Origin of the sequence: Nonomuraea sp. NPDC059007, assembly GCF_042740555.1 — a bacterium.
In the GTDB taxonomy this organism is placed as follows: domain Bacteria; phylum Actinomycetota; class Actinomycetes; order Streptosporangiales; family Streptosporangiaceae; genus Nonomuraea.
In genome coordinates, this window is the sequence record NZ_JBHYJD010000009.1 from 199,376 (window position 1) to 214,218 (window position 14,843).

The window sequence follows — 14,843 nt, forward strand, 5'->3', positions numbered from 1 at the left end:
GACTCCAGGTTCGGTTGAGGTAGAACTGACCTGGAGTTACGCAAGTCGCACCCGGCTGAAGACGGTGGCGAGCCGTACCGGAGGAGGGCCGATCGCGGCCGCCCGTGAACGCTCGCTCCGTCGCAGCCGCCATGCCGCCCTGGAGTCCGCCGGAAGGCTTACTCCGGCACCCCCGAGGAGCCTTGTGCCGAGCTTGCTGCTGCCCATGTCCAGACATATCCCGTTTCTGGCGGCGCTGGTGCCCGCCATCGCCTTACGGGGACTGGCGATCCACGGCTACCCGCCCGCCCTGTTCTTCTGGGCGGACTCCTTCACCTATCTCAGGTCCGCGGCCGAACCCGTCCCTGGAACGTTCCGGCCGCTCGGATACTCCTTATTCCTGGCCGTGCTCGGCCCGGGGCAGAGCCTGGCGCTGGTGACGACCGTCCAGCACCTGCTCGGCCTGGGCCTGGCGGTGGCGGCGTACGCGCTGCTGCGCCGGCACGGCCTGCCCGGATGGGGCGCGACGCTCGCGGTCACGCCCGTGCTGTACGACGAGTTCCTGATCCTGCTGGAGCACATGATCATGGCGGACGCCCTGTTCACCGTGCTGGCCACGGGTGGGATCGTGATCCTGTTGCGCCGGGTCACGCCCGTGTCGGGGGCCTGCGCCGGGCTGCTGCTCGCGCTGGCCACGCTCACCAGGACGATCGGCGCGGTCGTCCTGCTCCTCACCGCCGCCTACCTGCTGTGGCGCGGCCGGCACGCCCTCATTCCCCACCTGCTCGCCGCCGCCGCGCCGCTCATCGCCTACGCCTGCTGGATGGCGGCCACGAGCGGCACCTTCGGGCTCACCAAGTCCGAGGGCATCTTCCTGTGGTCGCGCACGATGAGCTTCGCCGACTGCTCGGTGATCAAGCCGGAGCCCCGGCTGGCGGTCCTGTGCCCCGACCAGCCCGTCGGCGAGCGACCGGCGGCGCCGTTCTGGCTGTGGCAGCCGGCATCCCCCCTGTACAAGGTGCCGGGCGCGGACAGGAACGCCCTGGCCGGGCAGTTCGCCCGCACGGCCGTCGCCGCGCAGCCCGGCGACTACCTCGCCGCGGTCGGCAGGGACATGCGCTGGCTGCTGCGCTGGGAACGCACCACCGACAGAAGCGTCGCCGTCAGGAAGACCAACCCGTACTGGTTCCCCTTCGAGCCGCGGCCGCTCAAGGACGGCGCTGCCGCCGCCTACGAGGGCGAACCGGTCCAGCCGCGCATCGCCGAGCCGTACGCCGGCGTGCTCCGCGCCTACCAGCGGTTCGGTTACCTGCCGATCCCGCTGCTGCTCGTGCTGCTGGCCGGCGCCCTGGCCACGGCGCTGGTACGGCGCCGCCACGACGCCCTGCTCCCCGCCCTCGCGGCCACCGCGCTCATCCTGGCCCCGCTCTTCACCGCCGGCTTCGACGTGCGTTACGTCGTCCCGGCCATCCCGCTGGTCTGCGTGGCGGCCGGGCTCGCGGTGGTGCGGGGCGGACAACCCCGGGATGTTGTCCGCCCGCGCGACCTCTACACCGCAAGCTTCGGGCACGTCCGGGCGGGCGGCACAACTCTGGTTGGTGGTAGCCGGACGTCCCTCACCGGCCCAGGTCGTCCCATTCCTGGAGCAGGTGGGCCGTGGCCGCCGCCGGGGCCGTGAACGACCAGCGGCCCGGCGGCAGGTTCAGGGCGCAGCCGCCGTCGGCCAGCCTGGTGGTCGGCAGTTGCTCGCTGAGTCCCATGAGGAAGGTGCCGTTGACGGTCATCCCGTCCCAGGCGCCGCGTACGGGCAGCACCGCGCGGGCGCTCACGCCCTCCGGGACGGCGAAGGTGAACTGGACGCCGTCGGGCCCGGCCCGCCAGCCCGACTCGACCGTTCCCGACGCGCTCTGGTAGCGGGCGTGCGCCTCGCGCAGCAGCGGGACGGGGCCGGGACGCAGCAGCAGTTCGCCGAAGCCGCCACTCGTCCCGCGCGGGTCGTCGCCCAGGCCCGCCACGTGCCGGAACAGCCAGTCGCCCACGCAGCCGTAGGCGTAGTGGTTGAAGGAGTTCATGGCCGGCGTCTGCAGGCCGTGCCGGTGGTGCCAGGCGTCCCAGCGCTCCCACATGGACGTCGCCCCCGCGCGGAGCTGGTAGCGCCAGGACGGATAGCCCTCCTGGTTGAAGATCCGGCAGGCCAGGTCGTGGTGGCCGGTCTCCGACAGGACGGGCAGCAGCAGGGGAGTGCCGACGAAGCCCGTCATGAGCCGGTTCCCGTCGGCGCGGACCAGCTCGGCCAGCGCCTGCGCCGACGCGGCCCGGTCCTCGGGCGGGACCAGGTCCCAGGCGAGGGCGACGGCGTAGCCGGTCTGCGTCTCGGTGTGCAGCCTCGGCCCGCTGAGGAAGGCCTGCTGGAAGGCGCCCGACACGCGGGTGAACGCCTCGCCGTACTCCGGAGCGTGGGGCTCGCCGAGCACGTCGGCCACGTGCGCGAGCAGGCGGAGGCTGCGGGCGAGGGCGGCGGTGGCGATGAGGCTCTTGGGCGTCTCGACCGTGCCGGGCGCCAGCCAGTCGCCCAAGGCCCTGCCCGGCCTGATGCCCCCTTCGGCCTGGGCCAGGCAGTAGTCGGCCCACCGCCGCATCGGCTCGTACGCGCGGCGCAGCGTACGGTCGTCGCCGTAACGCCGCCACAGCAGCCACGGCACCTCGACCAGCGCGTCGGACCATACGGGGGAGTCGTATCCGTACTCGGGCAGGACCGGCGCGACGTGCGGGACCGCGCCGTCGGCCCGCTGCCCGTCGATCAGCGTCGTCACCCAGCCGGACAGGAACGCCTGCGTGTGCCGCAGGAAGCTGAGCGTCGAGCCGAACACCGAGATGTCGGCGGTCCAGCCGGCCCGCTCGTCACGCTGCGGGCAGTCGGTCGGCACGCTCACCAGGTTGCCGTCCGCCGACGCGCCGATGTTGGCGACCAACTGCCGTACGGTGGGGTCGCTCACGGTCAGCGAGCCGGTGACGGCCAGCGCCGAGGACAGCAGCACCGCCTCCAGGTCGTCCGGCGCCAGCGTGCCCGGCCAGCCGGTGACCTCCGCGTAGCGGAACCCGTGCAGGGTGAACGCGGGCTCGGCGACGTGCGAGCCGGGGCCGAGGACGAACTCGTCCCGCTGGTCCGCGGTGCGCAGGTTGTCGGTGTAGAGGCGGCCGGTCGCGGTCAGCTCCTCCCCGTGCCGCACGACGATCCGTACCGGGCCGGGGGCATCGACGCGCAGCCGTACGCGCCCGACGACGTTACGCCCGAAGTCGGCCACCTGGACGCCCGGCACGGGCTCGGTCACCGACACGGCGGGCACCGTGCCGATCACCCGCACCGGGGGAGCGGGGTCGGCCTCCACCACGATCTCCGGGGCGGGGATCTCCAAGGCGGGTCCCGCCTTCGCGGAAGGGGCCTGGACGGTCTCGCCCATCACCAGGTCGGCCCGTGGACGGCCGAGATCACGCACGGTCCAGGTGCTGTCCGTGGCGGCCACGCGGCGAACTCCGCCGGAGTCCCGCACGAGCACCTGGGCGCTGGCGGCGGGCCGGTCGCCGTAGCGTCGCGGGCCGCCGCCGGCGACGTGACCCGCGTACCAGCCGGGCGCGAGCCACAGCTCCAGCTCGTTCTCGCCGGGTACGAGCAGTTCCGTGAGCTCCAGCAGCCGATAGCGGGTCCGGTGGCCGTAGTCGGTCCAGCCGGGGGCCAGTTCCTCCTCGCTCAGCCGTACCCCGTTGAGCAGCGCCCGGTAGAGACCCAGCGCGGTGGCGGCCAGCCACGCGCGCCCGGACGGCCTGATGAAGGATCCGCGCAGGCTCACCGCCGCCCGCGGGTCTCCCGCCAGCCACGGAGCGGTCCACTCCCCCCGCAGGCCCGTCGTGAACGTGCCGGTCGCGTGTCCTTCCACCTTCCACGTGTACGGCGTCAGCGGCGCCAGCCGCTCACCCGGCACGTCCACGACGTTCGACCCGGCGGGCACGGACGACCGCCACACCTCTCGCCCGTCCGCGGACACGGTGACGGTGGCGGCCGCGGGCAGCCGGGCGTCCCAGGACAGCCTGGGCTCGTCCACGCCCACCGGATCCGCCAGACCACACGTCAGGCCCGCCCGCGCTCCGGGCGGAGCCGGACGGATGTAGGGCGTCTGCGCGCCCGAGACCTGGACCCCCGAATCCCGGTTCACGCATCGAGCCCGGTGGTGAAGGCGTTGTGCAGGCCGTCGACGTCGACGCCGGACAGGCTCGGCGCCATCACGTTGATCAGCAGGACGAAGCAGGCGTCCTGCTCCGGGTACATCCACCACTGGCAGCCCGAGGCGCCGCCGTGCCCGTACAGGCGCCGCTCCAGCAGGCCGGGAGCCGCGTTGCGCAGGTTCCAGGTGAGGCCCCAGTCCTGGCCGGCGTTGACCGGATCGGGCTGCAGCTTGACCAGGCCGGTCGTCTGCGGGGTCGTCATGGCGGCCAGAGTGGTCGGGTGGATCAGCTCGCGGTCGCCGCGCAGCAGCGCCCCGCCCAGCGCCAGGAGGTCCTCGGCGCGGGAGAACAGCGCCCCCGCGGGGTGGCGGAGCCGTACGAACGCGTCGAAGTCGAAGCCGGGCCCGAGCAACTCGATGCCGTGGACCTCGGCCGGGTCGCACGCCGGGTCGAACGTGATCCGCCCGCCGCCCGGAACCAGCGTGTTCAGGTCGGAGTCGATCACGTCGGCCACGTCGCGGCCCGTGACGTCCCGGACCATCTCCGCGATCCCGGCGAAGGCCAGGTTGGAGTACTGACTGAGCGTGCCCGCCTCGAACATCGACGGCGCGGTGAGGAGGTGCTCCAGCAGGCTGTCGGGCGTGAGCGTCTGCTCGGCGATGCCGCTGGTGTGGGTGAGCAGGTGCCAGAGCGTCACGTCGGGCCGCGCGAAGCCCGGCAGCACGTCGCGCAGCGGGCGGCGCAGCGACAGCAGCCCGCGCTCGACCTGGCGCAGGGCGACCAGCCCCATCAGCGGCTTGGTCACCGAGAACAACGCGAAGTGGTCATCGGTCCTGGTCTGGCGGCCGTCGTGTTCGCCGAACGCCTCCAGTACCTGGATCCCGCCGGAGGTGGCGGCGCCGAACACCGCGCACGGCAGCCGCCCCGCCTTGATCTCGCGCCTGACCCAGTCGAGCGCGAAGTCGTGAGTGGTCATGGATGACTCCGACCTTTCGTGTTCCGCATCTCTGCGGTCCCTCCATTGGTATCGTTTAGGTGTTCGAACGGCCGGGTGATAGCCAAGCCTGGCTTGCCGGACTTACCGCCGGGCTGGCGGGATGTGAAGCCTGTGGAGGCTATGTGAGACCGGTCGTCCATCTTCGGGTGGGCGTGGGCAGTCGCTGGTGAAGCAGGAAGATCCAACCCGTGAGGGCTGGAATCCCCCGGATTCATCCGTGGGGAGGATGTCAACCCTTGAGTGCACCTTCCGTAAGACCGGCCAGGACGCGCTTCTGCGCGACGACGTACACCGCCACGAGCGGCAGCGTGGTGAGCAGGACGTGGGCGAAGACGAGGTTCCAGTTCAGGCTCTGCAAGGTGCCGGAGGCGAACTGGAACAGGCTCAGCGGCAGCGTGGCGTTCGCGCTGCCCTGGAGCAGGAAGAGGGCGAAGAAGAAGTCGTTCCAGACGTTGATGATCAGGATCACGCCGCCGACGAACAGGACAGGGCGCAGCAACGGCAGCAGGACGCGGACGAAGACCTGCGGGCGCGAGGCGCCGTCGATGGCGGCGGCGTCCTCCAGGTCGCGGGGGAACGCCCGCACGAACCCGGTCGCCAGGAAGATCACGATGCCCAGGCGGCAGCCGGTCATCGTCAGCACGTAGCCGAGCGAACCGCCGTCCAGCGACAGGGCCCGCAGCAGGTAGACGGTCGGGATGATCGACGGCGGCAGCAGGATCGACAACCCCATCACGAAGTACGCCGCCTGCAGCCACCGCGACCGGCTGCGCCCGAACGCCCACGCCGCCGCCGCGCCGAGGAGCACCACGGCCACCACGATCGGCACGGTCACTTTGAGGCTGTTGAGCAGCCCCATCAGGTAGCCGCCCCGGTCGAGCACGATGCCGTAGTTCTCGGCGATCGCCCACGTCCTGGGCAGGCCGAGGCCCAGCTCGGCGGCCTCGCCCGCGGGTTTGAACGAGTTGACGACCACGAGCCAGATGGGCACGATCACCCACGGGATCGCGAAGAGCGTCAGCGCCGCGTACTTCACGAAAGCCTTCATCCCGTCACCTCCCTGCGCCGCAGCCACCACACCAGGGGCACGGCGGTGGCGATCACCAGCAGCGTCACGGTGAACCCCAGCGCGCTGGCCGAGCCGAAGAAGCCCTGCCCCCACTGCTGGCGCATCACCACGTTCAGCGCCCGCGTGTGGTCGCCCGGCCCGCCGCCGGTGGTGGCGGCGATGACGTCGTACGCGCTGAGCGCGCCCACCAGCGTGACCGCCACGTTGAAGGTCAGCGCCGGGGCGAGCATCGGGAACACCACCCGGCGGAACCGGGTCCACGGCCCGGCCCCGTCGACGGTCGCCGACTCCAGCAGCGACTTCGGGATGGAGTTGAGTCCCGCGATGTAGACGAGGGTGATCAGCCCGCTCCACTTCCACGCGTCGATGAACGCGACCACCACCAGCGCGGTGGCCGGTTCGCCCAGCCACGCCCACTCCAGGCCGAGGAAGGAGTTGACCGCCCCGTCGGGGGCGAGCAGCCCGCGCCAGATGTATCCGGCGGCCAGCGGCGAGATGAGCGTCGGCAGAAAGAACGCCGAGCGGAAGACGGTGTTGATCCGGCTGGTCCGCTGCAGGGCCAGGGCCAGCGAGAGGCTGACCGTGTTCTGGATCGCCATGCACAGGATCGCGTACAGCACGGTCACGGTGACCGCGTTGGCCAGCAGGTCCTGGTCGATCAGCGTGCGGACGTTGTCCAGCCCGTTCCAGGTGATCTCGGCGCGGAAGCTCGTCCAGGAGGAGAACGCGAACCGGACGTTGAGCAGGAACGGGGCGACGAAGAAGACCGTGACCAGCACGATCGCGGGCAGTGCCCACAAAAGGGCCCACGGCAGCCAGGCCGCCCGGTTCCGCATCACCATCCGGGCAGCCCTGCCGCCTTGGCCGCCTGCTCGACCTGGCCCTGGAGCTGGGCCGCCGCCTTCTGCGGATCCTTCTGCCCGGCGATCAGCTCGGACATGAGCTGGGCCAGCCCGCCCATGCCGGGGATGTCGGAGTTGAAGGCGATGACCGCGCCGGTGTCGTACGCCTTCTTGACGTCCCGCAGCACGGACGAGACGCCCTGCGGGTCGGGCACGTCCTTGAACACGGGGAAGGTCTTGGACGCGGTGATGTACTCGGCGTAGGCCGGGCCGGTCATGAAGCGCACGAAGTCGAGCGAGGCCTTCTCCCGTGCCGCGTCACCGGTCTTGGGCAGGTAGAACGTTCCTATCGGGCCGGGCGCGTAGGTCACGAGCGGCTTGTCGCTCGACAGGCCGACGAAGCCGACGGACTCGTCGACGGTCTTCTGGTCGCCGCCCGCGGCCGCGAGGAGGGCCGGGAGCATGTCGGAGTGCTGGGCGACCATGGCGGCCTTGCCGCTCACGAGGGCTTTCATGGAGTCCTCGAACTTGGCGGTGACGATGTCCTTGTTGAAGCAGCCGTCGCTCTTCAGCTTGGCGTAGGCGGTCAGGCCGGAGACGAAGGGCGAGCCCGGGTCGGCCAGCGTGCTGCTGTGGCCGGCGATGGCCTTGCCGTACGCGTTGGACTGGTTGGCGCCCGCCAGGTAGAGGATGGGCAGGATCTGCACCGGCCAGATCGACCCGCCCGACTCGAAGACCGGCGTGACCCCGGCGGCCTTGAGCTTGGGGCAGGCGGCGGCGAGCTCGGCGAAGTTCGCGGGCGGGGTCAGCCCGGCCGCGGTGAAGACCTTCTTGTTGTAGTAGAGGCCGAAGACCTGGGGGAAGCCGGTGATGGCGGCGTAGACCTTGCCGTTGACGGATCCGGCGGCCTGGTAGAGGTCGCCGGACCTGGCGATGTACGGCTCGCCGGTCAGCTCGCGCAGGTTCTGGGCCGGGTTGAGCGCGAGCAGGCCGCTCACCGTGGCGTGGTACTCCAGGATGTCCGGGCGCTCGCCGGTGGCCCACCTGGTCTGGGTGGTGTCCTCGAAGCCGTCGGACGGGATCGACACCAGCTCGATCTTGTGGCCGGACTGCTTCTCGAACTTCTTGTACATCTCCAGCAGCGGCGCCGGGTCCGCGCTGTTGTGCCAGAGGGTCAGCTTCACCTGACCGGTCCCCTCCGGGGCGGACGATCCGCAGCCGGAGAGAGACAGGGCGAGGACGGCGCCGAGTGCCGCGCCGAGCAGACGGGATGGTGCTCTCACGCCCGCCCTCCTGTTCATGTTGGGTCAACTTCGTGTAGAACGTTCTCCATTGGTAGGGCATGAGAGAATCGCCCGTCAAGAGGTAGACCTGAGTAGCAGTGGAGAGCTAGCCTCCATTTTTAGAAATCGTTCTACGAAGACTCGACGAAGGACGGCGTGTGACGAGCGGACGGGTGACGATCGCCGATGTGGCCAGGCGGGCCGGGGTTTCCACGGCCGCCGTGTCCAAGGTGGTGCGTGGGGCCTACGGCGTGAGCGCGGAGATGCAGACCAAGGTAACGCAGGCCATCGACGAGCTGGGCTACCGTCCGCACGCCGCGGCCCGCGCCCTGCGCGGACGCACCTACACCCTCGGCGTCATGCTCTCCGACACCCGCAACCCGTTCTTCCCCGACATCATCGAGGGCGTCACCGACCGGCTGGGCGACACCGAGTACCAGGTGCTGCTCGGACCCGGCGGGATCGAACCCAAGACGCAGGCCAGGATGACCGACGCCATGATCGACCGGAGCATGGACGGGCTCATCCTGATCTCGCCGGTCATGACGGACGCCGAACTCACCGCCATCGCGACGGCCACCCCGGTCGTCGTGGTGGGCAGGCACGGCGGCGCCGCGGCCTACGACGCGGTCGTCGACGACGACGTGATGGGGGCCAGGCTCGTGGTCGACCACCTGGTCGGGCTCGGGCACACCCGGATCGCGCACATCACCCACCTGGAACGGGCCCGCGCCCAGGGACTGCCGCACACGGTGCGCGCCGAAGGCTACCGCCAGGCGATGCGCGCCCACGGACTCGCCGACGACGTGCTGGCCACCTCCTTCACCGAGGTGGGCGGCTTCGAGGGCGCGCGGGAACTGCTCGCCCGCGGCGACCGGCCCACGGCGATCTTCGCCGGGGCCGACATCGCGGCGCTCGGCGTGCTGCGCGCCGCCGACGAGGCGGGCCTGTCGGTGCCGGAGGACCTCTCCGTCGCCGGATACGACAACATCGGCATCGCCTCGCTCAAGCGCATCTCGCTCACCAGCGTCGACCAGGACGGGCACGTGATCGGGGCGACCGCCGCGCGCCTGCTCGTCGAACGCATCGAGGGACGTACCCGTTCGGTGACCTCGTCGGTGTCGCCCACGCTCATCGTCCGCGGAACCACCGGACCCCCTCGCCCTGAGACCCTGACCGCCTCGCCCCTGAGACCCGGGCCACCTCGCCTCTGAGACCAGACCGCCTCGCCCCCTGAGACCCGGACCGCCTCGCCCCCTGAGAACTGGGCCGCCTCGCCTCTGAGACCAGGCCGCCTCGCCCCTGAGACCCGGACCGCATGTCGCGGGCCACGCGTAAAACGTTCCGGCCGTCACCTGCCGTGCGTTAAAACGATTCAATGGAAGGACCCCCCACGTGAGACGACTCGCTCTCCTCGCCCTTCTCCTCCCGCTGGTCGCGCCCGCGCAACCGGCCAACGCCCAGGCGGCGGCCCTGGCCTGCCCGGTCAGGGTCGACCCCGCCGCGTTCGCCTCCGAAGCCCGCCTGAACACCCTGGCCGAGCAGCAGGAGGCGTTCGGCCCCAGACCGACCGGCTCCACCGCGCACGCCGGCTACGTCGACTGGCTGGAGGACGAGATGGCGGCCATTCCCGGCCTCCAGTTCTCCTCCCTGCCCTACGCCATCGACCGCTGGGACAGCCTCGGCACCGGCCTGACCGTCGGCGGTACGGCCGTGCAGGTCGCGGCCCCCGTGCCGTTCTCCTCCTCCACCGGCGCCGGCGGCGTCACGGCGCCGCTCGTCCACCTGGCCGCGGGCACGAACATCACCGCCGCCAACGCCGCCGGGAAGATCGTCGTCAGGGACCTGCCCTGGACCAACGTGCCCAACCTGCTCTTCTATCCGCTCGGCCTCGGCTACTCCATGTACGACCCGGGCATGACGATCAACCTGCTCGGCTCGGAGTCGATGGAGGCCCCGGCCGCGGCCGACGCCGACCTCAAGGCGGCCGCCGCCGCGGGCGCCGTGGGCGTGATCGAGGTCAGCCAGCTCCCGCACGCCCAGATCCAGGGCATGTACGCGCCCTACGAAGGCCTGCCGTACGGCGTGCCGGGCGCGTACGTGGGCGCCGACCAGGGCAAGCAGATCAAGGACGCGCTGGCCGCCGGGCAGCCGGTCCAGGCCGAGCTGACCGTGAACGCCGCCTGGACGCCGACGACGACCCGCACCCTGCTCGCGACACTGCCCGGCGGCAGCGCCCAGAAGATCGTCGTGGAGAGCCACACCGACGGCATGAGCCCGGTGTGGGACAACGGCCCGCTCACCATGATCGAGATGGCCCGCTACCTGTCGTCGCTGCCGGTGGAGTGCCGGCCGCGCACCGTGCAGTTCGCGTTCGTGACCGGCCACCTCTACCAGCACCTGACCGGTCCCGACGTGCGCGAGGGCGGCGCCGGTCAGCTCGCCGCCCAGCTCGACGCCGAGTACGACCAGGGCGGGGTCTCCTCCGTCGTCGTGCTCGAACACCTCGGCGCCAAGCGCTACGACGCGGTCGCCAGGCCGAACGGCCTGCCGGGCAAGCAGCTCGTCGCCAGCCCCACCCTCACCGAACTGCTGATGGTCCCGGTCAGCGAGAGCACGCCGCTGCGCGAACTGGTCAAGGGCCACGTCCAGTACTGGGACGTGAAGCGCACCGCGGTGCTCAAGGGCCTGTCGGCGGCCGACCTCGGCACGGTGCCGCACCACTGCGGCTTCGGCGGCGAGGGCACGCCGTACAACCAGCACCTGCTGCCCGTCATCGCTCCCATCGCCGCGCCCAAGACGCTGTTCTCGCCGCAGTTCGGCGCCGAGGCGATCGACGTGCCGGCGATGCGCAAGGCGTCGCTCGCCTTCACCGACGTCGTGCTCGACCTCGGCCCGATGGCCCAGTCGGCCGTCGCGGGCGACGTCACGGCCATGCGCCAGCAGCGCGCCTCGGGTACGCCGGGGTGTGCGTGAGCATAGACAGGAGGACGCTCGTGCGCCGGCACACCATCGCCGACGCCGGGTGTCCGCTCACCGTGGGAAACGGGGAGTTCGGCTTCACCGCCGACGCCACCGGGCTGCAGACCTTCGAGCCGCTGGGCACGCAGGCGCAGTGGGGCTGGCACACGATGCCCAACCCCAAGGGCCACGTGCTGGAGGACGCGCTCACCGACTACGACGGCGTCGGCTATCCGGACCTGTATCCGGCCACCGAGGCGGGCGGCTGGCTGCACGTGAACCCGCACCGCCTGCATCTGGGCCGGATCGGCCTCGATGCCGGCCTCGAAGTGCTCGGCCGGTCGAAGCAGACCCTCGACCTGTGGACCGGCCTGCTGTCCAGCTCCTTCGAGCTGGGCGGCGTGCCGTACGAGGTGGAGACGGTCTGTCACCCCGAGCGGGACCTGCTGGCCATCCGCGTCGCGGGTGGCGCGGTGATCAGGATCGCCTTCCCCTACGCCAGCGACGGCTGGCACACCACCGCCGACTGGGACAAACCCAACAGGCACACCACCACGCACAAGCAGGACGGTTCGCGCTGCGACTTCGTGAGGATCCTGGACAAGGACCGATACCACGTCGCCGCCGAGTGGGCGGGGCCGGCGCGGCTAACGTCGCCCGGCCCTCACGTGTACCTGATCCAGTGCGAGGAACTCGTCGTCGAGTTCTCCCCGTGTCCCGTCAAAGGCGCTCTCCCGTCCTTCTCCCAGGTCAGGGCGGCCGCCGAGGAACACTGGGAGAGGTTCTGGACCAGCGGGGGAGCGGTGAGCTTCGAGGGCAGCACCGACGCGCGGGCGCCCGAGCTCGAACGCCGGGTCGTGCTCTCGCAGTACCTCACCGCGGTCAACTGCGCCGGCTCCACCCCGCCGCAGGAGACCGGGCTGGCCGTCAACTCCTGGAGCGGCAAGTTCCACCTGGAGATGCACTGGTGGCACGCCGCCCACTTCGCCCTGTGGGGCAGGCCGGAGCTGCTGGAGCGCAGCCTGCCCTGGTATCGCGAGATCCTGCCGATGGCCAGGGCCACGGCCGCGCGGCAGGGGTTCCGCGGCGCCCGCTGGCCCAAGCAGGTGGGGCCGGAGGGCAGGGAGAGCCCGAGCGAGATCGGCGCGTTCATCATCTGGCAGCAGCCGCACCTGATCTACTTCGCCGAACTGCTCCGCCGGGTCCGCCCGGGGGCGCTGGAGGACTACCGGGACCTGGTGTTCGAGACGGCCGAGTTCATGGCCTCCTTCGCGGGCGGCGGGCATCTGGGTCCGCCGCTGGTCCCGGCGCAGGAGTCCTATTACGAGTCCAGGCGGGTGGTGCGCGATCCCACCTTCGAGCTGGCCTACTGGTGGTGGGGGCTGGAGACGGCGCAGCGGTGGCGGGGCCTGCTCGGCCTCGATCCCGACCCGGAGTGGGCGCGGGTCCTGCGCGGCCTGGCCCGGCCGCTGGTGCGCGACGGTGTCTACGCGGCCGTCGGCGTGGAGCCGTACACGATCAGGACCGATCACCCCTCGATGACCGGCGCGCTCGGGTTCGTGCCGCCCACGCCGCTGATCGACCCCGAGATCATGCGGGCCACCCTGCACGACGTGCTCGCCGGCTGGGACCTGGAGAGCACCTGGGGCTGGGACTATCCGATGCTCGCCCTGTGCGCGGCCAGGCTGGGCGAGCCCGGCACCGCCGTGGACGCGCTGCTCATGGACGCCCCGAAGAACACCTACCTGGCCAGCGGCCACAACCACCAGTGGCCCGATCTGCTGCCCCTCTACCTGCCGGGCAACGGCGGCCTGCTGGCCGCCGTCGCGCACATGGCGGCTTCCCGGTGTTTCCCGGAAGGCTGGCGGGTTCAGGCGGAAGGGGTGGTCGCGATGCCGTGATCGGGGCCGGCGAGCAGGGCGACCGTGTAGTGGTAGAGGTCGCCGGCCGACGACGTCAGGGTGGCGGCGCGGCCCGCGCGTACCTCCGAGGCGATGAACTCGGTGGTCCCGTAGACGATCAGGCGGGGCACCGCGGCGCGCAGCGGCGGCAGCGAGGGATCCTCCAGCCTGGCCCGCGCGGCCAGCGCCCCGAACATGTCGAGGAAGGGCCGGTAGGCGGCCTCACGCTGCTCGACGGCCCGCTCACCCGCCCTCGGCAACTCCACGAAGTACGCCTGCGCGTACTCCGGGCGCTCCTGCCACCACCGCAGGTAGGCGTTCATCCCGAGCCGGAGCGCCTCGCTCCAGCGATCGCCGGCCTCCGACGCGGCCGTGTAGATCGAGTCGATCATCTCGGGCAGGTCGCGTTCGCATCCGGCGAGGAAGCACGCCTCCTTGTCGGCGAACTGGGCGTAGAAGGCGTTGCGCGAGACCCGCGCGGCGGCGATCACGTCCGGCACGCTCGTCGCGGCGTATCCACGTCTCGCGACGAGCTTCAGCATGGCCGCCACGAGGCGTTCGCGCTGGGAGTTGCGCACCGTGTCGGGGGAGAGCCCGTGCCGCCCCCTGGGGAGTGGCCGGGCCGCCGGAACTTCCTTCTGTTCATGTCTTGACATCGCTCACCGATCGTACTTCCCTCTGTTGGGAGACGTTCACGTCTCCAAATAATCTACGAGGTGACCATGGAGAACTTCACCCGTCGGCAGGCGTTACGGGCAGGGGCGCTCGGCCTCATGTCGGCCGGATTCCTGTCGTTGACGACCACCGAGGCCGGCGCCGCCTCCACCATCGAAACGATTTACAAGGCAGCGGGTCCGTGGCCGGTCGCCACCGGCACCTCGGGCGGGCACCGGCTCTACTACCCGTCGGCCCTGGGATCGGGCGGCGCCACCCACCCGATCGTCACCTGGGGCAACGGCTCGTGGGCCACCCCCGACAACTATCCGGGGCTGCTCAACCACCTCGCCTCGTGGGGCTTCGCGGTGGTCGCCTCCACCGACACGACCACGGGCACCGGCGCCGAGATCCTCGCCGCCGCCCAGCACCTCGTCGGCCTCAACACCGACCCGGCCAGCGTCTTCCACGGCAAGCTCGACACCGCCCAGGTCGCCGCCGTCGGCCACTCCCAGGGCGCGGGCGGATCCATCAACGCGGCCAACGACTCCGCCGGGCTGATCAAGACCGTCGTGCCGATCGCCGTGCCCGCGCCATGGATGGCCGGCCCGGGAGACGAGTTCTCGGTCGCCGACCTGACCTGCCCGGTGCTCTTCCTCAGCGGCGCGAACGACTGGCTGATCTCCTCGGCCGCGACCGTGCAGGGCCACTACGACCAGGCCACCGCCGGAGCGGGCAAGGCGCTGCTCAAGGGCGCGGGACACAACGACATCCAGAACACCGGCGGGGCCTTTCTCGGCTACGTGACCGCCTGGCTGAGGTACCGCCTGCAGGCCGACGCCCAGGCCCGGGGGGCGTTCGCCGGCGCCACCCCCGAGCTCCCCACCAACACCGCCTGGCAGAACCAGGCACTCAAGAACCTCACCTAGGAGAACC

The 14,843-nt window shown here is 71.3% G+C and carries 11 protein-coding genes; 5 read left to right on the forward strand and 6 right to left on the reverse strand.

Annotated features, from left to right (window positions below; translation table 11 throughout):
- The first annotated feature begins 205 nt into the window (after positions 1-205).
- Positions 206-1,657, forward strand: coding sequence for a hypothetical protein (locus tag ACFWY5_RS17385; protein ID WP_379632896.1), 1,452 nt, complete (start codon positions 206-208; stop codon positions 1,655-1,657).
- On the opposite strand, the gene ACFWY5_RS17390 is transcribed toward ACFWY5_RS17385, so the two are convergent.
- The 5 genes from ACFWY5_RS17390 to ACFWY5_RS17410 form a co-directional block, all read right to left on the reverse strand.
- Positions 1,596-4,190, reverse strand: a complete 2,595-nt coding sequence (locus ACFWY5_RS17390) for a family 78 glycoside hydrolase catalytic domain (protein WP_379632898.1) — start codon at positions 4,188-4,190, stop codon at positions 1,596-1,598. The genes ACFWY5_RS17385 and ACFWY5_RS17390 overlap by 62 nt on opposite strands.
- Entirely contained in the window at positions 4,187-5,176 is a 990-nt protein-coding gene (locus ACFWY5_RS17395; RefSeq protein ID WP_379610822.1) for a serine hydrolase domain-containing protein, read from the reverse strand. The genes ACFWY5_RS17390 and ACFWY5_RS17395 overlap by 4 nt, the downstream gene beginning before the upstream one ends.
- Before the next feature lie 250 nt (positions 5,177-5,426).
- Positions 5,427-6,245: a carbohydrate ABC transporter permease gene (locus ACFWY5_RS17400; RefSeq protein ID WP_379632900.1), complete on the reverse strand. Its 819-nt coding sequence runs from the start codon at positions 6,243-6,245 to the stop codon at positions 5,427-5,429.
- Positions 6,242-7,108, reverse strand: coding sequence for a carbohydrate ABC transporter permease (locus ACFWY5_RS17405; RefSeq protein WP_379610824.1), 867 nt, complete (start codon positions 7,106-7,108; stop codon positions 6,242-6,244). The genes ACFWY5_RS17400 and ACFWY5_RS17405 overlap by 4 nt, the downstream gene beginning before the upstream one ends.
- Complete coding sequence (locus tag ACFWY5_RS17410) at positions 7,102-8,391, reverse strand: ABC transporter substrate-binding protein (RefSeq protein ID WP_379632902.1); 1,290 nt, start codon at positions 8,389-8,391, stop codon at positions 7,102-7,104. The genes ACFWY5_RS17405 and ACFWY5_RS17410 overlap by 7 nt, the downstream gene beginning before the upstream one ends.
- A 158-nt stretch (positions 8,392-8,549) precedes the next feature.
- On the opposite strand from ACFWY5_RS17410, the gene ACFWY5_RS17415 reads away from it, so the two are divergent.
- The 3 genes from ACFWY5_RS17415 to ACFWY5_RS17425 all read left to right on the forward strand — a co-directional run bounded on the left by ACFWY5_RS17415 (position 8,550) and on the right by ACFWY5_RS17425 (position 13,253).
- Entirely contained in the window at positions 8,550-9,605 is a 1,056-nt protein-coding gene (locus tag ACFWY5_RS17415) for a LacI family DNA-binding transcriptional regulator (protein ID WP_379632904.1), read from the forward strand.
- A 181-nt stretch (positions 9,606-9,786) separates the two neighbouring features.
- A complete protein-coding gene (locus tag ACFWY5_RS17420) occupies positions 9,787-11,367 on the forward strand; it encodes a hypothetical protein (RefSeq protein WP_379610827.1) in 1,581 nt (526 codons plus the stop codon).
- A gap of 20 nt (positions 11,368-11,387) precedes the next feature.
- Positions 11,388-13,253, forward strand: coding sequence for a hypothetical protein (locus ACFWY5_RS17425; protein ID WP_379632906.1), 1,866 nt, complete (start codon positions 11,388-11,390; stop codon positions 13,251-13,253).
- Here the strand turns inward: ACFWY5_RS17425 and ACFWY5_RS17430 are convergent.
- A complete protein-coding gene (locus tag ACFWY5_RS17430) occupies positions 13,223-13,909 on the reverse strand; it encodes a TetR/AcrR family transcriptional regulator (RefSeq protein ID WP_379610830.1) in 687 nt (228 codons plus the stop codon). The two genes, ACFWY5_RS17425 and ACFWY5_RS17430, sit on opposite strands and share 31 nt — an antisense overlap.
- A 66-nt stretch (positions 13,910-13,975) precedes the next feature.
- On the opposite strand from ACFWY5_RS17430, the gene ACFWY5_RS17435 reads away from it, so the two are divergent.
- A complete protein-coding gene (locus ACFWY5_RS17435) occupies positions 13,976-14,836 on the forward strand; it encodes an alpha/beta hydrolase (protein WP_379633108.1) in 861 nt (286 codons plus the stop codon).
- Positions 14,837-14,843 lie beyond the last annotated feature (7 nt).